The sequence below is a fragment of the Pseudomonas orientalis genome (assembly GCF_001439815.1).
GTDB lineage: Bacteria > Pseudomonadota > Gammaproteobacteria > Pseudomonadales > Pseudomonadaceae > Aquipseudomonas > Aquipseudomonas orientalis.
In genome coordinates, this window is the sequence record NZ_JYLM01000002.1 from 86938 (window position 1) to 104811 (window position 17874).

A 17874-nucleotide genomic window follows, 5' to 3' on the forward strand; every position below is an offset into this window, starting at 1 on the left:
TCAGTGAGCACATCAGTGACTGACACACAGCCATCGGGGGCAAGTCGAATCGTCGCACCGCCCCTCCCACATTTGGATCGCGGATCGGCAAAAGATACCGGTCGGCTCTAAGGCCGCCGCGCTTTTGCTTTTGATCTCAGGCGCCCCGTTAAACCACGCTGGCCGAACGCAGGCTTGAACTCGTGGGTAACCCGGCAGGACGCCGGGTTAGCCGCACTGGGCCATGGATGGCCCATTGCGGCGGCCCACGGATTCAAGCCTGCGTTCGGGCACACCGAGCCTGGGCGAGGTGCCGAGTGGTGGGGCAAGAGCGTTTTGCTTACTTTTGCGCTTTTCAAAAGTGAGCCGCTGTAAAAGCGGAACCCTAAGTAGCCTTTACCGAAGAAACGGATATGTACTCGATCTGATCCAACATCCTGGTCGGTCCTGAGGCCGCCATCGGGGGCAAGCCCCCTCCCACATTTTACTGAACATGTCTCAGGTGCCCAGGTTTTCCGAGGTGACAATGTGCGGCGGGATATGCACCCGATGCCGTATTGCATCGAACCCCTCGGCGCTCTGCAATTGCACCAGCAACTCCACCAACGCCAGCGCCGTCTGGCGCGGTTGCGAGTCCATCACCACATCGATCAACCCTTGGCTCAGCGCCTGGCGCGACAACTCGGTGGACTCCTGCAGGATGCAGCACAACGCCGGGCGCTTGGGCAGTTGCGCCAGGGCGCTGATCACGCCGTCGCCGCCACCGCCGACTACGCACAATCCGCGCAGGTCGGTGTGGCGGCTGAGCAGGTCGAGGGTGGCCTCCTCAGTGATGTCGCAGTTGTCCAGATTGATCAGCGGTTCCAGCGGCTTGAGCCCCGGCGCGTGTTCGGCCAGGTAGCTGTGCAGGCCTTCGACCCGCGCCTGGTGGCCGAGAAAACGATGGCCGCCGAGCAGAATGCCCACGCTGCCTTTGCGCGCGCCGCACGTGCGCGCCAACAGCCAGCCCATGGTGCGTCCGACGACGTGATTGTCCTGGCCCACATACGGTTCCAGGGCTTGCTCATGAATGTCCGAAAGCAATGCCACCACCGGCACGCCGGCTTCGCGGATTTGCGCAAGGCAGGCATTGATCAGCGGATGGGCGAAGCTGACCACCGCCAGGGCGTCGCACTGCACGGCCAGCTGTTCTATCTGCGCGACGATGGCGCTGGGCGTGCGGTCGTTGATGTAGTCGAACTGGCAACTCAGGTTGGCCGTGGCGTGATGCTGCGCCGCGTCGCCGATGGACTGGGCCAGGTTGGCATAGAACGCCTGGGCGGTGCCCAGCAGGAGAATGCCGAAGCGGTAGGTCGGGCGCCGTTCGCGAATGCGCTGGCCGATCAGCCGCGCGGCGAAATAACCCACGGCTTCGGCGGCCTGGAACACCTGTTCGGCGGTTTGCGGATTGACCGGTGCGCGGGCGTTCAACACGCGGTCGACGGTGGCTACGCTGAGGCCCGCGTGGGCGGCAACGGTGGCGATGGTCGGGCGTTTATGGTTGGTCATGACGAGCCCCTTGAGCGTCTTGATAGAAAACTATCAAGCCCCGCTGGGCCTGGATGATAGCTTGATAGGGAATGGATTCAAGGCCTTGAGGGTGATTTAGCCGCGCTCTATGGTTGGTTTCGCAACGTTTCTGAAATCACCCGCTGCGGAGAATAATAACAATGCCTGAACACACCGCTCACCGCGCCCGGCGCGACTACAGCCTGACCGGCCCCGAGGCCGCCCGCGCCGCGGAAAAAGGCCTGGTCTCGGCCCGCTGGTATCAGTCGCCGGTACCGCGCAAACGCATGAAGGAACTGATGCAGCGCCGCGACGGCCCGGCGCTGGTCGACACGGTCATCTGGTTCGCGGCGTTGTTCGCAACCGGCTTTGGCGGCTACTGGTTCTGGGGCTCCTGGGCCTGTGTGCCGTTCTTCCTGGCCTATGGCGTGCTCTACGGCACCGCCTCCAATCCGCGCTGGCACGAAACCGGCCATGGCACGGCGTTCAAGACCCGCTGGATGAATGACGCGCTGTACCAGGTGGCGAGCTTCATGTGCATTTTCGAACCCCATGTGTGGCGCTGGAGCCATGCCCGGCATCACACCGACACCATCGTCGTCGGCCGCGACCCGGAGATCGTCGAGCCGCGTCCGCCGAGCTTTTTGATGATGTTCCTGAGCCTGTTCAATCTGCCCCTGGCGTGGAAGACCTTCAGTGGCGTGGCGCGCCATGCCATCGGCCGGATGAGCGCCCAGGAACGGGATTTCATCCCCGAATCCGAATGGCCGAAGGTATTTCGCGCCGCGCGCATCTGGGTGGGCCTCTATGCGCTGATCATCGGCAGCGCCTTGTACCTGCACAGCTGGCTGCCGCTGATGCTGGTGGGCTTGCCGAGCATCTATGGCGCCTGGCTTGGCTACTTGTTCGGCCTTACCCAGCACGTGGGCCTGGCCGAAGACGTGCTGGACCATCGCAGCAACTGCCGCACCATCTACATGAACCGCGTGCTGCGCTTTATCTACATGAACATGAACTACCACCTCGAGCACCACATGTACCCGATGGTGCCATACCACGCACTGGCGCAATTGCACGAAGAGATCCGTCGCGACTGCCCGCCGCCTTACGCCAATCTGTGGGCGGCGTACAAGGAGATCCTCCCGACGGTCTGGAAGCAGCGCAGCGATCCGACCTATTTCGTCCAGCGTCCGATCCGACGGCAGCCTGAATCTGCCCCAGCCTCTCTGCACGCAGAAGTTTCTGCCGGCTGAAGTTCGTTTCCCTTTAATAAGAGATAAAAAAACATGAACGATCAATGGATCGACGTCTGCGCCGTGGGCGACATAGACGAAGAAGACGTGCTGCGCTTCGACCATGGGGCGCACACCTACGCGGTATTTCGCTCGGCCGAGAATGAGTTTTTCGCCACCGCGGGCCTGTGCACCCATGAAAAAATCCACCTGGCCGACGGCCTGGTCATGGACCATGTGATCGAATGCCCCAAGCACAACGGGCGCTTCGATTACCGCTCCGGCAAGGCCCTGGGCGCGCCGGTGTGCGTCAATCTGCAAACCTACCCGGTACGGGTCGAAGCGGGGCGGGTGCTGCTCGCCGTCACGGCCTGATGATGGACGTACCCCTGATTATCGTCGGCGCCGGCCATGCCGGTGGCCGTGCGGCGTTGACCCTGCGCGAAGAAGGCTATAGCGGTCGGCTGATCCTGATCGGCGACGAACCCCATGTGCCCTACGAACGACCGCCCCTGTCCAAGGGCCTGTTGCAAGGCAGCCAGGACCTGGCCGGGTGCAGCCTGTGCGACAGCGTGCGCCTGGCCGAGCTGGGTATCGAGCATATCGCGGGCAACGCGGTCAGCCGGCTGGCGCCGCCGCAGCATCGGCTGCAGTTGGCCGATGGCCGCTGGCTGCCCTACAGCGGACTACTGCTGGCTACCGGCGGCCGTGCGCGGCGTCTGCCGCAGGCGCAGTGCAATGTGCTTTACCTGCGCACCCATGACGAAGCCCTGGCCCTGCGCGAGCAGTTACGCCCCGGTACTCGGCTGGTGGTTGTCGGCGGCGGCTTTATCGGCCTGGAAGTAGCGGCGACCGCGCGCGGCCTGGGCTGTGCGGTGACGCTGCTCGAAGCCGGGCCACGCCTGGCGGGCAGGGTATTGCCGGCGATCATCAGTGACGCGCTGCTGGCTTTGCACCGCGAGCAGGGTGTGGACGTACGCTTGAATGTCACGGTGGCGTCCATCGAGGCCGACGCTGTGCACCTGATGGACGGGCAAACGCTGCCGTGCGACCTGGTGGTGGTCGGCATCGGCATGCAACCCAATCTCGAACTGGCGGCGGCGGCCGGGCTGGACGTGGGGCAGGGCATTCGTGTCGACGCGCAGTTGCGCACCAGCGCGGCGGATATCTACGCGGCCGGGGACGTCTGCGAGTTCCGTCTCGGCGGTCTCTACCAGCGCCAGGAAACCTGGCGCAACGCCGAGGCCCAGGGTCGGCATGCGGCCTTGAATCTGCTCGGCCGCGCATTGCCTTTCGAGGCCGTGCCGGGGTTTTGGTCCGACCAGTATGACTGGGGTTTGCAGACGGTCGGTGTGATGACGCCGAACGTGGTCAGCCGGGCATTGCCCGAGGGCGGCCTGCTGCTGTTCTACCTCGATGACCATGGGCTGTTACAGGGCGCCTGCGGTTGGGCACCGGGCAACCGCGTGGCCAGGGACATCAAGCTGTGCGAACGCCTGATCGCCGCCCGTGTGCCGTTGTCATCGGCTGCCCTGGCTGATCCGGCTGTTTCTCTCAAACAATGGCTGCGAGGCTGATATGCGCCAATTGCTGGTATTTCAATCCTTATGGGCGATGCACACCGAACCCGGCCCGCTCGAGGCGCAGCTGGACCGCATCGCCGCCGCCGGTTTCGATGGTGTCACCGATCACTACTGGCAGGCCGCCGAGGTTGCACGCCTGCACGCGGCCACCGCCGCGCGCGGCTTGCAGATCGAAGGCCAACTGTTCCCGCAGACGGTGGACGACCTGGCATGCGCGCTGGAGGTGATCAGCCGCTACGGCTGTCATCACCTCACCCTGCAAGCCGACGTGCGTCCGCGTACCCAGGCCGAGGCGGGCCGCTTGATCGAGGGCTGGCAACGCCTGGCCGAACAGGTGGATTTCCCGATCCTGCTGGAAACCCACCGCTATCGCCTGACCAGTGACCTGTTGTTCACCCTCGACCTGCTGGCGCAAATGCCTGACTTGAAACTGCTCGCGGACTTGTCCCACTACGTGGTCGGGCGCGAATTGCCCGAACCCGGCGCCGCCGATGACGATGAGCAGATACGCACCATTCTGCGCCATAGCTGGGGCTTTCATGGGCGCGTGGCCAGCAGTGAACAGGTGCAGGTTGGCCTGGACTTCCCCCAGCATCAGCCGTGGGTGGAACGATTTACCGGCTGGTGGCGCTACGGGATCGAAGACTGGCTGGCCCGCCCCGACACACCCCCAAGCCTGTCGTTCACCTGCGAACTCGGCCCGCCGCCCTACGCGATCACCGGCGCGGACGGCCGAGAACTCACTGATCGCTGGGCCGAGGCGCTGAAGCTCAAAGCATTGATTCGCCAGGTGTGGCACCGCTCACTGGCGACAACACAGCATCAGGCCAGCAATCCGGTGCTGACCGCCACAATCAAAAACACCCCCAGCAGCGCGCGGTAGATCACGAACGGCCAGGTGGAGAAGCGTTCCAGAAACTTCATCAGGCCCCAGATCGCGAAGAACGCCGAAATGCTCGCCACCACCAGGCCGAAAATCAAATGCGGCCAGGCGTGGGCGGGCATGTCGGCGTGCAGCAGTACCCAGAGTTCTTTCAAACCGGCCAGGGCAATGGCGGGCAGGCCCAGCAGGAACGAGAACCGTGCGGCTTCTTCGCGTTTAAAGTTCAGGAACAGCGCCGCGGTCAAGGTCGAGCCCGAACGCGATACGCCGGGGATCAGCGCGCCAATCTGCGCGACCCCGACGATCAGCGCATCACGCAGACGCATCTGGCTTACGTCGCGGGTGTGGCGGGCGCGCAGTTCAGCCGCCGCCAGCAACACCGCCATCACCACACAGGCAATCCCGATCACCATCAGCCCGCGCAACGGCGAGTTGCAGGTGTTCAAGGTCGAGGACAGCACCAGGCCGGCGATGCAGATCGGGATCGTTGCCAGCACAATCGCCACCGCCAGCTTGAACCAGCGGTCGTTGTAGTCGCCCCGGCGTACGGCACTGATGCTGCCGGTGGCCACTTGCTGCACGTCGCGCCAGAAGTAAATTACCACCGCCGCGAGCGCCGCCAATTGCATCGCAGCGGAAAACGCCGAGCCCGGATCTTGCCAGCCGAGCAGGGCGGGCACCACGCGCATGTGGGCGGTGGACGACACCGGCAGCAGCTCGGTGATGCCCTGGATCACCCCCAGGATGAAAATCTGCAGGTAATCCAGGGAGGCGAACCCCACATCCAGGCCGGCGGAGCAGACGTTAGTCAAAATAGGTGTCCTTGAAAAAAGGGATAACCGGCGAAGTTTATTCTAAATGTTTCAGGATTTCGGCCAGGGTGATCGCTATCTGCAATCGGTTCAGCCAATAGAAAGGTTGGGCAATGTATTGGCCTGGCCTGCGCTTTTGTGAACAATGGCGCCCTGCGTTTTTTCACCGAGAGCCCCATGCCTGAAACCACCGTCGAATTGATCCAGACCGGCCCTGAACACGCCGAGCTGATCCGCAATCTCTATCAGTACTACGCATATGAGTCTTCGGACTGGGAACAGGAAGACGTCGAGGCCGATGGCCGTTTCTACATCCACGACGAGCACCTGGCCCGTTATTGGCAAGACCCGCAATGGAGCGCCAACCTGTTACTGGTGGACGGTTATATCGCCGGCTTCCTGCTGATCGAAGGCAGCGAATTGCCGGGTATCGATGCCCTGGAACTGGCCGACCTGTTCATCCTCAAGCGCTACCGCCGCAAAGGCATCGGCCGCGCCATCGCCACCCAGGTGCTGTGCAGCGGCGAGGACAATTGGTTGGTGCGTTTTTATGACCAGGACGAAGTGTCCCAGGCGTTCTGGCGCACGGTGCTGGATAACCTGCCGCGTCCGGTGCAGACCCTGGAACTGGACGATGAGCCGCAGTTGGTGAGTTACCTGGTTACCCGCGCTTCACTGCATTGATCGAATACTGGCCCCGCCCGCAGAGCCGTTGCTGCATCGCCTGCGGCGGTTGCCCGAACGCCCTGAGAAACGCCTGACGCATGCGCTCGCGATCACCGAAGCCGGTTTCCCGGGCCACGACTTCGACCGGGTGGCGACTGGTTTCCATCATGGCGCGTGCCGCTTCCACGCGCAGGGCTTCGATGGCCTTGGCCGGCGTCTGCCCGGTTTCTTCGCGAAACACCCGGCTGAACTGGCGCGGGCTGAGGCGGGCGACATCGGCCAGGGCGTCCACCGACAGGTCGTGGGTGAGGTTTTCGCGGGCGTAGGCCAGGGCCAGTTGCACGCGGTCGGACTTGGGGTCCAGTTCCAGCAAGGCCGACAGTTGCGATTGCTCACTGCCGCGCCGTTGGGCGATCACCAGCTTGCGGGCGATGCGCCGCGCCAGGTCGCTGCCCAGGTCGTTCTCCACCATCGCCAGCGCCAGGTCGACCCCGGCGCTCATGCCGGCGCCGGTCCACACTTGGCCGTCCACTACGAATAACTTGTCTTCTTCCAGATGGATATCCGGGTAGCGCTTGCGAAACGCCGGCGCGTGGATCCAGTGGGTGGTGGTGCGCTTGCCGTCGAGCAAACCGGCTTCGGCCAGCACGAAAATGCCCATGCACAGCGAGGCCACGCGGCGCGATTGCGCAGACGCCGCCTTGACCATCTCCATCAGGTTGGCTTCCGGCAGGCGAAATTCCAGGTAGCCGCTGACGATCAGCGTGTCATAGCCCTCGGGACGGATCGCCGTGGTGTTCACCGAAAATCCCTGGGACGTCATCACGGCGCCACCGCTTTCCGACACCAGATGAAACGCATAGGCCGGCTCGCCCCGCAGCAGGTTGGCGCACTCGAACACCGAGCCCAGGCTGAGACTCAAGGACTGGAAGTTCGGGTAAACCATCAGCGCAACGCTGTGCATCGTCATTCTCCAAGGGGCGCGGGAGGGGGGATTGTCGGCGCGTGCCGGGTAAACGGCAACTGCCGGTGGCGGATGTCCGTAATCCTTGCGGATATGACATTGTGAGCCTGCCCCCACGTGCCTAAGATTGCCCCAACGAACTAGACGACTGGTCTAATCGAAAGGGGCCAAGCATGAGCAGCGAAACCAGAAGCGCACGGCAGACCATTCTTGAGAGTGCACAGGCGATTGTGGGCGCCAAGGGATTTTCCGCGGTGGGGTTGAATGAAATCCTGCAAGCCGCCGACGTACCCAAGGGCTCGTTCTATCACTACTTCACCTCCAAGGATGCGTTCGGTGTGGTGCTGCTCGACACCTACTTCGATCACTACGTCGAAGGCATGCAGCAGCTTTTCAGCCAACCGGGTATGTCCCACTACGCCAAGCTGATGCGCTACTGGCAGGCCTGGATCGACAACCACACTGGCTGCACCGACGCCGGCAAATGCCTTGCCGTCAAACTCGGCGCCGAGGTGTCAGACCTTTCAGAGCCGATGCGCCTGGCGTTGCAGCGCGGCACTTCACGCACCATCGAGTTGCTCGCCATGGCGTTGCAGCAGGGCGTGCAAGACGGTTCGCTGATGCTTGAGCAACCGCCCGAAAGCCTGGCCAGACGCCTGTATGCGTTGTGGCTGGGGACCAGCGTCATGGGCAAGATCACCCGTACCACCGCGCCGTTCGATGAGGCGCTGGGCCTGACCCGACAGTTGTTGGGCCACCCCGAAAACCCTGCTATTCACCACGATCGAGGCACTGGAAAATGAAAGTATTAATGGTACTGACCTCTCACGACCAGCTGGGCGATACCGGCCGCAAGACCGGCTTCTGGCTCGAAGAGTTTGCCGCTCCCTATTACGCGTTCAAGGACGCCGGTGCCGAGGTGGTGCTGGCATCGCCTGCCGGTGGCCAGCCGCCGCTGGACCCGGTCAGTGACCAGCCGGACGCCCAGACCGAACAGACCCACCGTTTCAACGCCGACCCGGCTGCGCAGCAGGCCCTTGCCACTACGGTGAAATTGGACTCGGTCAACGCCGATGACTTCGACACCGTGTTCTACCCAGGTGGACACGGCCCGCTGTGGGACCTGGCCGAGTCGCCGGTGTCCATCGCGCTGATCGAGTCGTTCGAGCGTGCCGGCAAGCCTGTCGGCCTGGTCTGCCATGCCCCGGGCGCCTTGCGTCACGTCAAGGCGGTCAACGGCGAGCCATTGATCAAGGGCCGTCGCGTCACCGGGTTCTCCAACTCGGAAGAAGCCGCAGTGGGACTGACCGAGGTGGTGCCATTTCTGATTGAAGATGAATTCAAAAAACTGGGCGGCAAGTACGAGAAGGGCGCCGATTGGCAGTCGTTCGTGATCGTCGATGGCCTGCTGGTAACCGGGCAGAACCCCGGCAGCTCCAGTGAAGTGGCCAAGGCCCTGTTGAAACTCACCGCTTAACTTAACCCTACCGACTTAACCCCGCCGATTGATGCATGTGGCGGCTCGCAAGAGCCGCCAGTGTTTTCGCTCGTCCTGAATTTGGAATATTCCCATGGCTCATGCCTTGAACACCCCGGTAAAACTGGGGCATCACACCTTGAACAACCGCGTCGTATTGCCGCCCTTGACGCGTCAGCGCAGCGCCCAACCCGGCGATATCGCCACCGACTTGATGGCCACGTACTACCGCCAACGCGCCAGCGCCGGTTTCATGGTCAGCGAGGGCACCCAGATCGAGCCCCGTGGCCAGGGTTACGCGTGGACGCCGGGGATCTACACGCCGGCGCAGATTGACGGCTGGCGCAAGGTCACCGAGGCGGTGCATGCCGAGGGCGGCGTGATCTTCGCCCAGTTGTGGCATGTGGGCCGCGTGTCCCATAACGCCTTGCAACCCGACGGCGCCGCGCCGGTCGCGCCCTCGGCGATCCAGGCCCTGCAGGCCAAGGCCTTTATCGAAACCGCTCCGGGCGTCGGCGAGCTGAAACAACCGCCGGTGCCCCGCGCCCTCACGGTGCTGGAGATCGAGGAACTGGTCGGTCACTACGCACAGGCCGCGCGCAATGCACTGGACGCCGGCTTCGACGGTGTGGAGATCCATTCGGCCAACGGTTACCTGGTCAACCAGTTTATCTCGGCCCATTCCAACCAGCGCGATGATGAATACGGTGGCACGCTGGACAATCGCCTGCGCTTTTTGCGCGAAATTGTCGAAGCGGTGTGCCGAGTAGTGGGCCCTGAGCGCGTAGGCGTGCGTTTTTCGCCGTTGTTCAGTGGCACCGATCAGGAGCGTGTCTACATCGGCCTGGTGGAAGAAGACCCGCACCACACCTACATCGAAGCGATCAAGGTGCTGGAACAGTCGGGTATCGCTTATGTCTCCATCGCCGAAGCCGACTGGGACAATGCCCCCGACCTGCCCGACAGCTTCCGCCAGGCCGTGCGCAGCACCTTCAGCGGGCGCATCATCTATGCCGGCCGCTACACCGCCGAACGCGGCGCAAAACTGGTGGAAGCCGGGCTGGCGGACCTGATTGCCTTCGGTCGTCCGTTCATTGCCAACCCGGACCTGCCGCAGCGGATCTTCAATGGCTGGCCGTTGAATGCGTTGAAGGCTGAGGGGTTGTATGGCGGGACTGCCGCGGGGTATGTGGATTATCCGGAATATATTCAACCAGGCTGAGCTCGACAGCTACCCTGTGGCGAGGGAGCTAACGGGTATCTACCTGACGCTCCGAGATCCAAATGTGGGAGGGGCGGTGCGACGATTCGACTTGCTCCCCGTGGCTACTCGTCAGCCTGTGACTATCTTGCTGATGCTCCACAATCCAAATGTGGGAGGGGGCTTGCCCCCGATGGCGGCCTCCGGGCCGACCAGGATGTTGGATTGGACCGAGTACATATCCGTTTCTGCGGTCATGGCTGCTAATGGTTCCGCTTTTACAGCGGCTCACTTTTGAAAAGCGCAAAAGTAAGCAAAACGCTCTTGCCCCACCACTCGGCACCTCGCTTAGGCTCGGTGTGCCCGAACGCAGGCTTGAATCCGTGGGCCGCCGCAATGGGCCATCCCTGGCCCAGTGCGGCTAACCCGGCGTCCTGCCGGGTTACCCACGGATTCAAGCCTGCGTTCGGCCAGCGTGGCTTAACGGGGCGCCTAAGATCAAAAGCAGATCAAAAGCCAGAGCCAGAGCGACTCGCTTCGCATCGTGGTTACGGTTGGGCGCTACAGAGTTGTGTAGATACCTATGCTCCAGCGGGAGCAAGCTCACTCGCCCCAGGGGGGCTGGTTTATTCGACCCGCAGCACAATCTTGCCAATGTGGTCCCCACCTTCCATCCGTGCGTGAGCCTGGGCGGCGTCGGTGTATTCGTAGACCTTGTCGATGATCGGCAGGCACCGGCCCTGGCTCAACACCGGCCAAATGTGTTCACGCAGTTGCTCGGCGATGGCGGCTTTTTCTTCGCGGGTGCGGGCGCGCAATAGGGACCCTGTGATCACCGCACGTTTGCCGAGGATGGTCAGCAGGTCCACATCATTGGCCTTGGCGCCACCGAGAAAGCCCAGAATCACCAGATGGCCGTCCATGCCCAGGGCCTTGAGGTTGTTGTTGAGGTACGAGGCACCCATGATGTCGAGGATCACATCAACGCCTTTGCCCGCCGTTTTCTCGGCAATGACCTGGGCAAAGTCCTCTTCGCGATAATTGATCGGCTGCGCCCCGAGCTTGGCAATCGCGGTGCATTTGTCGGCGCTGCCGGCGGTGGCGAATGCCTCGATACCGAACTCCTGGCAGAGCATCAGGGCGGTAGTGCCGATGCCACTGGTGCCGCCGTGGATCAGCGCGCGCTGGCCGTTGCAGGCACCGCCGAGACCGAACAGGTTGGCCCAGACGGTGAAGAAAGTCTCCGGCACGGCCGCCGCCTGAATCCAGTCCATGCCTTCGGGAATCGGCAACGCCTGGCTGGCCGGCACCGTGCAGAATTGCGCGTAGCCGCCGCCGTTGGTCAGGGCGCAGACCTTGTCGCCGACGGTGTATTGATGCACGCCTTCACCCAGCGCCACCACTTCACCGGCCACTTCCAGGCCGGGAATCGGGCTCATGCCGGGTTTCATCGGGTATTTGCCGGCGCGTTGCAGGGCGTCGGGACGGTTGACCCCGGCGGCATGCACGCGAATCAGGATCTCGCCCGGGCCGGCCACCGGCACGTCTGCGCGACGCGGCTGCAGTACGTCGGGGCCGCCGGGAGCGGTGATTTCGATCAGGGTCATTTCTTGGGGCAGGGTCATGGACGGGTTCCTGTAACGATGAGCGTATGGGTTGGGACCGTGGCGAGCGGTCGACGGTTCAGCCAGATGATGCCCGCTTCCCGCAGCAGTGCAACCACAATGGCGCCGGTTGCGAAGTCAGCACACCCCTGCAAGCCCATTGTCATGATCAGGACCACACTGGCGGTCGGTCATTTCGACGGACACAGGTGGCGTATGAACGAAACAAGAAATCAGGATATCGGGCTGTTGTTTCTGCGAGTCAGCGGGGCGCTGTTTTTGCTGTGGGTGCATGGGTTGCCGAAACTGCTCAACTACAGCGAACAGCTGAAGCTGATCGAAGACCCGTTTCACCTGGGTGCGTCTGTCACCTTGTGCCTGGCGATTTTCGCCGAAGTGCTGTGCCCGTTGTTGATCGTCGCGGGCGTGCTGGTGCGCCTGGCGTGCCTGCCGATCCTGGCGGTGCTGGTGATCGCGCTGCTGGTGGTGCATCCGCAGTGGACGCTGTTCGAAGGGCAGTTTGGCTGGCTGTTGATGATCATCTTTACCAGCATCCTGATCGCCGGGCCGGGCCGACTGACACTGGGGCAGCGCTTTGCCTGATAGTCAAGGTGATTCAAATGTGGGAGGGGGCTTGCTCCCGATGAGGGTGTGTCAGTCACTGAATGTATCGACTGATACACCGCCATCGGGAGCAAGCCCCCTCCCACAGGGGATTTTCAGCGGTTGAGGAAGGCCAGCAGGTCTTCATTGAGCTGTTGAGTGTGGGTGGCGGCGAATCCGTGGGGTGCGTCCTTGTACACCTTCAGTTGCGCGCCCTCGATCATCTGGGCCGCGACTTTGCCGGTGGTTTCGAACGGCACGATCTGGTCACCGTCACCGTGGATGACCAGGGTCGGTACATCGATGCTGGCCATGTCCGGGCGGAAGTCGGTCTGCGAGAACGCGGTCACGCAATCCACGGTGGATTTGAGCGAGGCCTGCAGGGCGATCTGCAGGGTTTGGGTGAGCACGCCTTCCGAGACCTTCTGGCCCTTGTTGAGCCCGAAGAACGGCGTGTTGAAATCGCTGATGAACTGCGCACGGTCCTTCAGCAGGCCGGCCTTGATGCCATCGAATACGTCGTTGGGCACGCCCTGGGGGTAATCGTCCTTCTGGCCGAAGATCGGCGTCACGGCGCCGAGCAGCACCAGGCCGGCAACCCGTGCGCTGCCATGGCGCGCGATGTAGCGGGCCACATCACCGCCGCCCATGGAGAAGCCCACCAGCGTTACGTCCTTGAGGTCCAGGTGTTCGATCAACTGGGCGATATCGTCAGCGAAGGTATCGTAGTCGTTGCCGGTCCACGGCTGGTCCGAACGGCCAAAGCCTCGGCGGTCGAACGCGAGGGTGCGAAAGCCACGGCTGCTCAGGTATTCCATCTGGTATTCCCACATGTCGGCATCCAGCGGCCAGCCGTGGCTGAACAGCACGGGCTTGCCGCTGCCCCAGTCCTTGAAATAGATCCGGGTACCGTCTTTGGCAACGAATGTGCTCATGTGAAGCTCCTTTGTCTGCATGAAAAGAGTGGGTGAAAACCGCGTCACTATTGCGCCAAAGCCGACGCGCGGCTTGTATCGGTGTGCTTGCCGGCGTTACCAGCTGAACTTGAGTTCCATGCCCAGGTAGTTGCTGTCGTGTCCGCCGGCATCGCGCAGGCTCTGGCCGACCGCGTAATGCACGGCTTCGACCGCGCCGGTCAGGTTCGACGTGAAGGCATAGTCGGTTCTCAGCTGACCGTAGGCGCCGGTCCACCGTTCACCCTGGCCTGCGGTGCCGGCGACCGGCACGCTGGGCTGGGTGTAGACGGCATCCGCGGTGGTTTGCCGCCACAACAGGCCGACGGCGGTTTGCACACTGAGCCTGGCGATGGGCTTGACGGTGATCGACGGCTTGACGTGGATCAGGTTGCTGTAGCCGGTATAGCCCGCCAGGGAAAAATAGTAGCCGTTGGGGAACAGCGGGTTGAAGGTGCCGACCGTACCGTCACCGCTTTTGCGGTCGCCGGAGGCGATGTCCAGTTGCAGGCCCAGGCGCGGTTTCCACGCCAGGCTGTCAAAGGTGTAGCCGGTGCGGCTGCCGCCGGCCCAGGCGCGGATGTCCTTGCTGCCCACCGAGCCGCCTTGCAGCATGGCTTCGATGTCCCAGTCGAACCCCTGTGCCGCGCCCCCCAGGCGCGCATCGAACAGCTGGCGCGTCTCGTCGCCATCAGCGTCCAGGTAGTGCGCCGCGCTGCGCTCGTACACGCCGTAGTAGGCCGACAGCTCGTTGGTGCCGCCCACCAGGCGCTCAACCCGCAGCAGGTGAAAGCGCGCATCGCTGTTGGATTTGTCGTCGAAATGCCGGCCATCCTGGTACTGCACCGGTTGGCTGGCGATCCCGATAAAGCGCCAGTTCGGCGTTTCCCAGTCGGCCCACACCGCATCGAACGACTGCCGCACATTCGGGCCGTCCCGTGACGAAATGAAGCGCTGCAAGTCAAAGGCGAAATCCTGGCGGCCGATCCGACTCTTGAACGTGCCGCTGCTGAAGGTGTTCACGTACTCGGCAAACGCCAGGCGCAGATCCACGCGGTTCTGATCGGCGCCGCCGATCGTGGTCTTGTCATAGGCGCGCACGTCTTCAAGCTGGGTGAACACGCGCCAGTGTTCGTTCAAATGCAGATCGGCATGCACCTGAAAGCGCTGGATCAAATAGCGGTCACGGGCCACGTTTTTCACACCGAAACCGCTGGCGTCATTCATCTCGAAGCGCTCGCGCAAGGTCGCGCCCAGGGACAGGTAGGTGAACGGGTCGGTGCCGGACAGCGCGATGTACTTGAGGTTGTCCAGCGGCTGCGTACGCAGCTCCGGATCCTTGAGCACCGACCAGTCTTCCTGCCAGCGATTGGCCTTGATCGCCGGTCGGCTCGGTTGATCCTCGGCATGGACGCTGCCGACCAGCAGCGGCCACAGCACGGCCAGGCTCCAGCCTGTGTGACGAATCATTTTGCCGCGGTAAGTTGGTGAATTTCCGCGACATAACCGCCGGGGAATTCAACCAGTGCGCTGCGCCGACCCTTGCTGTCGAACGCGGGCACCAGCACCTTGGCCCCGGAACCGGTAGCCTTGCCCAGGGTCGCGGTCAGGTCGCTGACCTGGTAACCGGTGGTGTCGTGGCCGAACGGGTAGGGCAGTTGGCCATTGGTGACCAGCACGGCCATGCGCCCGAAAGGCGATTCGATCTCCACGCGCCGGTAAGTGCCGCCCGCCTGGCCGACATCCACGGCGGGCGCGTGCGTGTCGTCGCTCACCACCTTGCCATGGGAGAAGCCGAGGAACGCCTTGATAAAGCGCTCGGCGCTGTCGTTGGAGACATACACGCGGTTTTCCGGAACGGTCTCGAACGCCGCGTAATCCGGAGTCTTGGTGTGCCAGTAAAGCTGCATGTTGACGCCGCCCGGCCATTGCACCACGGCGTCGCGGCCGATGGGGTCGGGAAAGTCGCTGACGATCACATCGGCGCCGTTGTCCCGCGCCGCCTTGAGCGCCACGTCCATGTCCTTGACCAGATAGCCGTTGCGCTCCTGGCCGAACGGGTGCGGCACGGGCGTGGTAAAGCCGAACAACGACACCGTGCCCGCCGGGGTCTGCAGCAATTGCGAGGTGGTACTGCTCGGCACCGGCAGCACATTCACCACCACCTGTGGCGTGCTTTTGCCGCCGAACGTGGCGAGGAAGCTCTGGGCGAAACGCTCCACATCGGCCGGCGCCACATACACGTGGCTGGTGTCATATTGCGGCGCCACGGCGACGCTTGGGGTGGCGGCCAGCGCGCTGTTGATCATTGCGCTTGCCAACAGTGTCAGTGCCACGGATACCTTGATTGCCTTGTTACGCATGCCCATTCTCCAGCGCTTGTGCGGGTTCGAAAGCCGTGAGGTTAGGGCGCGCAGCGCAGCGCGAATTGTATGGACGTGCTCGGTTGAACGTTTCAGCGGCCCGGCGTGTCCACCGAACTCTTCCGTCAGATCACGCAGGTGAACGAAATGGCCAGGACTTACAGCTACGCCGCCCGGGACTCCAAGGATTCGCTCAAGCCCTTTACCTTCGAGCGCCGCGCCCCCGGGGCGGATGACGTACAAATCGAGATTCTGTATTGCGGAGTGTGCCATTCCGACCTGCACACCGCCCGCAACGAGTGGAACAACACCCTTTATCCTTCGGTACCCGGCCATGAAATCGTCGGCCGCGTGACGGAGGTCGGCGCCAATGTAACGAAGTTCAGGGTGGGTGACCTGGCCGGTGTCGGCTGCATGGTCGACAGCTGCCAGCACTGCGCCTCCTGTGCCGAAGGCGAGGAGCAGTATTGCGAGAATGGCTTCACCGGCACCTATAACGGGCCGCTGTTCGGTGGCGAAAATACTTACGGCGGCTATTCGGACAACATCGTGGTCAAGCAGCAGTTCGTGCTGCGCATCTCCCACGACGACACCCACCTGGCGGCGGTGGCGCCGTTGCTGTGCGCCGGGATTACCACCTACTCGCCGCTGCACCACTGGAAGGTTGGCCCGGGCAAGAAAGTCGGGGTGGTGGGCCTCGGCGGGCTTGGGCATATGGCGGTGAAGATTGCCCACGCCATGGGCGCCCATGTGACGCTGTTCACCACTTCACCGAACAAGCGCGAAGACGGCCTGCGCCTGGGGGCCGATCAGGTGGTGGTGTCGAAGAACGCGGATGAAATGGCCAAGGTTGCCAACAGCCTGGACTTCATTCTCAACACCGTCGCTGCGCCGCATAACCTGGATGCGTTTATCAGCCTGCTCAAGCGCGACGGCACCATGACCCTGGTCGGTGCGCCTGACAGCCCGCATCCTTCGCCTGCGGTGTTCAACCTGATCTTCAAGCGTCGCAGCCTGGCGGGCTCGTTGATCGGGGGGATTCAGGAAACCCAGGAGATGCTCGACTTCTGTGCCAGGCACGGGATTGTTTCGGAGATTGAGATGATTGATATCCAGGGTATCAATGAGGCGTATGAGCGGATGCTCAAGGGCGATGTGAAGTATCGGTTTGTGATTGATATGGAGAGTTTGAAGCAGGAGAGGCGTGCGGCCAGTGTGGCTTGACCGTGCGCTTTGTGTCGATCCCGGTCCAAACGTTGGAGGGGGCTTGCCCTCTGTAGGAGCGAGCTTGCTCGCGAAGAACGTCAACGATAACGCGTGCTTTCTGAATGAACGCGGTGCCTGTGAGTTTTTCGCGAGCAAGCTCGCTCCTACACTGGGATTAGGGCTGGCCCCCTCACGCCACCATAATAATCTTCGACACCAACTCCACCACCGTCTTGGCCTGCAACTTCCTCATCAATCGCGCCCGGTGCACTTCCACCGTGCGGTGGGAAATCCCCAGGCGCAGGGCGATTTCCTTGGATTTGAGCCCGTTCACAATGTGCATGGCAATCTCCCGCTCCCGCGGCGTGAGGTCCCCCGTACCCTGGTGGCTGCGGTCCAGGCGCTCGAAGTGCCAGATCATCAGCTTGAACGGGTCCCTGGGGGTGAGGGTGTAGCCATGGGATTTGGCCCAGAACACCTCGCCGTTGCGATGCTGCATGAAGCGCTCGTCGGAATAAAAACCGTTGTCGCTGTCAAGCAGCCAATCATGGCTGCGCTTGCCAATGGCCTGGTAGTCGGCCTGGGAGGGGTAGATCAGCAAGGTCAATTGATTGACCAGCGCCTCGCGGGTATAGCCGAACAGTTTCAGGAACGCGTCGTTGCAGTCGAGGATCACGCGGTTGCTGGTGACCAGTTGCGGAGCAGGGGACAGTTTGAACGCCAGGCGTTCGAGGTCTTTCAATGGCTGGGTAAACACGGTCATGGCATCCTGCCTCGTTGTTCAACTCACTGGCGGACTA

The 17874-nt window shown here is 62.7% G+C and carries 18 protein-coding genes; 10 read left to right on the plus strand and 8 right to left on the minus strand.

The genetic code is table 11. The features are described from left to right. Positions 1-477: 477 nt before the first annotated feature. On the minus strand, positions 478-1527 hold the full coding sequence (locus tag TU82_RS04825; RefSeq protein WP_057721993.1) for a LacI family DNA-binding transcriptional regulator: 1050 nt from the start codon (positions 1525-1527) through the stop codon (positions 478-480). A 161-nt stretch (positions 1528-1688) separates the two neighbouring features. On the opposite strand from TU82_RS04825, the gene TU82_RS04830 reads away from it, so the two are divergent. From TU82_RS04830 to TU82_RS04845, 4 genes are read left to right on the plus strand one after another with little or no spacing between them, the layout of a single operon-like run. Then, entirely contained in the window at positions 1689-2780 is a 1092-nt protein-coding gene (locus tag TU82_RS04830) for a fatty acid desaturase family protein (protein ID WP_057721994.1), read from the plus strand. Positions 2781-2813: 33 nt separating this feature from the next. Then, positions 2814-3134 (plus strand): MocE family 2Fe-2S type ferredoxin, encoded by a 321-nt coding sequence (locus TU82_RS04835; protein ID WP_057721995.1) that lies wholly within the window; start codon positions 2814-2816, stop codon positions 3132-3134. Positions 3135-3136: 2 nt separating this feature from the next. Further along, entirely contained in the window at positions 3137-4336 is a 1200-nt protein-coding gene (locus tag TU82_RS04840) for an NAD(P)/FAD-dependent oxidoreductase (protein ID WP_057721996.1), read from the plus strand. Position 4337: 1 nt separating this feature from the next. Next, positions 4338-5225: a sugar phosphate isomerase/epimerase family protein gene (locus TU82_RS04845; protein WP_231982747.1), complete on the plus strand. Its 888-nt coding sequence runs from the start codon at positions 4338-4340 to the stop codon at positions 5223-5225. Here TU82_RS04845 and TU82_RS04850 read toward each other — a convergent pair. Then, positions 5165-6037: an undecaprenyl-diphosphate phosphatase gene (locus tag TU82_RS04850; protein WP_057721997.1), complete on the minus strand. Its 873-nt coding sequence runs from the start codon at positions 6035-6037 to the stop codon at positions 5165-5167. The genes TU82_RS04845 and TU82_RS04850 overlap by 61 nt on opposite strands. A 177-nt stretch (positions 6038-6214) precedes the next feature. On the opposite strand from TU82_RS04850, the gene TU82_RS04855 reads away from it, so the two are divergent. Then, entirely contained in the window at positions 6215-6721 is a 507-nt protein-coding gene (locus tag TU82_RS04855) for a GNAT family N-acetyltransferase (protein WP_057722595.1), read from the plus strand. Here the strand turns inward: TU82_RS04855 and TU82_RS04860 are convergent. Next, complete coding sequence (locus TU82_RS04860; RefSeq protein WP_057721998.1) at positions 6699-7667, minus strand: GlxA family transcriptional regulator; 969 nt, start codon at positions 7665-7667, stop codon at positions 6699-6701. The genes TU82_RS04855 and TU82_RS04860 overlap by 23 nt on opposite strands. A gap of 173 nt (positions 7668-7840) precedes the next feature. Between TU82_RS04860 and TU82_RS04865 the strand changes: the two genes are divergently transcribed. The 3 genes from TU82_RS04865 (at position 7841) to TU82_RS04875 (ending at position 10366) form a co-directional block, all read left to right on the plus strand. Beyond that, positions 7841-8470 carry a TetR/AcrR family transcriptional regulator gene (locus tag TU82_RS04865; RefSeq protein WP_057721999.1) on the plus strand — a complete coding sequence of 210 codons (630 nt, stop codon included), beginning with the start codon at positions 7841-7843 and terminating at the stop codon, positions 8468-8470. Next, positions 8467-9144, plus strand: a complete 678-nt coding sequence (locus TU82_RS04870) for a type 1 glutamine amidotransferase domain-containing protein (RefSeq protein WP_057722000.1) — start codon at positions 8467-8469, stop codon at positions 9142-9144. The genes TU82_RS04865 and TU82_RS04870 overlap by 4 nt, the downstream gene beginning before the upstream one ends. Positions 9145-9238: 94 nt before the next feature. Then, positions 9239-10366, plus strand: a complete 1128-nt coding sequence (locus tag TU82_RS04875; protein ID WP_057722001.1) for an alkene reductase — start codon at positions 9239-9241, stop codon at positions 10364-10366. Positions 10367-10971: 605 nt separating this feature from the next. On the opposite strand, the gene TU82_RS04880 is transcribed toward TU82_RS04875, so the two are convergent. Beyond that, positions 10972-11970: an NAD(P)H-quinone oxidoreductase gene (locus TU82_RS04880; protein ID WP_057722002.1), complete on the minus strand. Its 999-nt coding sequence runs from the start codon at positions 11968-11970 to the stop codon at positions 10972-10974. 195 nt (positions 11971-12165) lie between these two features. On the opposite strand from TU82_RS04880, the gene TU82_RS04885 reads away from it, so the two are divergent. Beyond that, positions 12166-12552, plus strand: coding sequence for a DoxX family protein (locus tag TU82_RS04885; RefSeq protein ID WP_057722003.1), 387 nt, complete (start codon positions 12166-12168; stop codon positions 12550-12552). A 116-nt stretch (positions 12553-12668) separates the two neighbouring features. On the opposite strand, the gene TU82_RS04890 is transcribed toward TU82_RS04885, so the two are convergent. From TU82_RS04890 to TU82_RS04900, 3 genes are all read right to left on the minus strand, one after another. Then, on the minus strand, positions 12669-13487 hold the full coding sequence (locus tag TU82_RS04890; protein WP_057722004.1) for an alpha/beta fold hydrolase: 819 nt from the start codon (positions 13485-13487) through the stop codon (positions 12669-12671). A 96-nt stretch (positions 13488-13583) separates the two neighbouring features. Then, on the minus strand, positions 13584-14975 hold the full coding sequence (locus tag TU82_RS04895; protein WP_057722005.1) for an alginate export family protein: 1392 nt from the start codon (positions 14973-14975) through the stop codon (positions 13584-13586). After that, complete coding sequence (locus TU82_RS04900; protein ID WP_057722006.1) at positions 14972-15868, minus strand: VOC family protein; 897 nt, start codon at positions 15866-15868, stop codon at positions 14972-14974. The genes TU82_RS04895 and TU82_RS04900 overlap by 4 nt, the downstream gene beginning before the upstream one ends. A 147-nt stretch (positions 15869-16015) precedes the next feature. Here TU82_RS04900 and TU82_RS04905 point away from each other — a divergent pair, with 147 nt between their 5' ends. Beyond that, positions 16016-17092 (plus strand): NAD(P)-dependent alcohol dehydrogenase, encoded by a 1077-nt coding sequence (locus TU82_RS04905; RefSeq protein WP_057722597.1) that lies wholly within the window; start codon positions 16016-16018, stop codon positions 17090-17092. 172 nt (positions 17093-17264) lie between these two features. Here TU82_RS04905 and TU82_RS04910 read toward each other — a convergent pair whose 3' ends face one another. Then, entirely contained in the window at positions 17265-17837 is a 573-nt protein-coding gene (locus tag TU82_RS04910; RefSeq protein ID WP_057722007.1) for a LuxR C-terminal-related transcriptional regulator, read from the minus strand. Positions 17838-17874 lie beyond the last annotated feature (37 nt).

Bases quoted from the DNA above. Each gene is read 5' to 3' on its own strand.
- TU82_RS04880 (WP_057722002.1), bottom strand. From the start codon at position 11,970: ATGACCCTGCCCCAAGAAATGACCCTGATCGAAATCACCGCTCCCGGC.
- TU82_RS04900 (WP_057722006.1), bottom strand. From the start codon at position 15,868: ATGCGTAACAAGGCAATCAAGGTATCCGTGGCACTGACACTGTTGGCA.
- TU82_RS04885 (WP_057722003.1), top strand. From the start codon at position 12,166: ATGAACGAAACAAGAAATCAGGATATCGGGCTGTTGTTTCTGCGAGTC.
- TU82_RS04905 (WP_057722597.1), top strand. From the start codon at position 16,016: ATGGCCAGGACTTACAGCTACGCCGCCCGGGACTCCAAGGATTCGCTC.
- TU82_RS04825 (WP_057721993.1), bottom strand. From the start codon at position 1,527: ATGACCAACCATAAACGCCCGACCATCGCCACCGTTGCCGCCCACGCG.
- TU82_RS04875 (WP_057722001.1), top strand. From the start codon at position 9,239: ATGGCTCATGCCTTGAACACCCCGGTAAAACTGGGGCATCACACCTTG.
- TU82_RS04835 (WP_057721995.1), top strand. From the start codon at position 2,814: ATGAACGATCAATGGATCGACGTCTGCGCCGTGGGCGACATAGACGAA.
- TU82_RS04890 (WP_057722004.1), bottom strand. From the start codon at position 13,487: ATGAGCACATTCGTTGCCAAAGACGGTACCCGGATCTATTTCAAGGAC.
- TU82_RS04870 (WP_057722000.1), top strand. From the start codon at position 8,467: ATGAAAGTATTAATGGTACTGACCTCTCACGACCAGCTGGGCGATACC.
- TU82_RS04830 (WP_057721994.1), top strand. From the start codon at position 1,689: ATGCCTGAACACACCGCTCACCGCGCCCGGCGCGACTACAGCCTGACC.
- TU82_RS04860 (WP_057721998.1), bottom strand. From the start codon at position 7,667: ATGCACAGCGTTGCGCTGATGGTTTACCCGAACTTCCAGTCCTTGAGT.
- TU82_RS04840 (WP_057721996.1), top strand. From the start codon at position 3,137: ATGGACGTACCCCTGATTATCGTCGGCGCCGGCCATGCCGGTGGCCGT.
- TU82_RS04855 (WP_057722595.1), top strand. From the start codon at position 6,215: ATGCCTGAAACCACCGTCGAATTGATCCAGACCGGCCCTGAACACGCC.
- TU82_RS04845 (WP_231982747.1), top strand. From the start codon at position 4,338: ATGCGCCAATTGCTGGTATTTCAATCCTTATGGGCGATGCACACCGAA.
- TU82_RS04865 (WP_057721999.1), top strand. From the start codon at position 7,841: ATGAGCAGCGAAACCAGAAGCGCACGGCAGACCATTCTTGAGAGTGCA.
- TU82_RS04910 (WP_057722007.1), bottom strand. From the start codon at position 17,837: ATGACCGTGTTTACCCAGCCATTGAAAGACCTCGAACGCCTGGCGTTC.
- TU82_RS04895 (WP_057722005.1), bottom strand. From the start codon at position 14,975: ATGATTCGTCACACAGGCTGGAGCCTGGCCGTGCTGTGGCCGCTGCTG.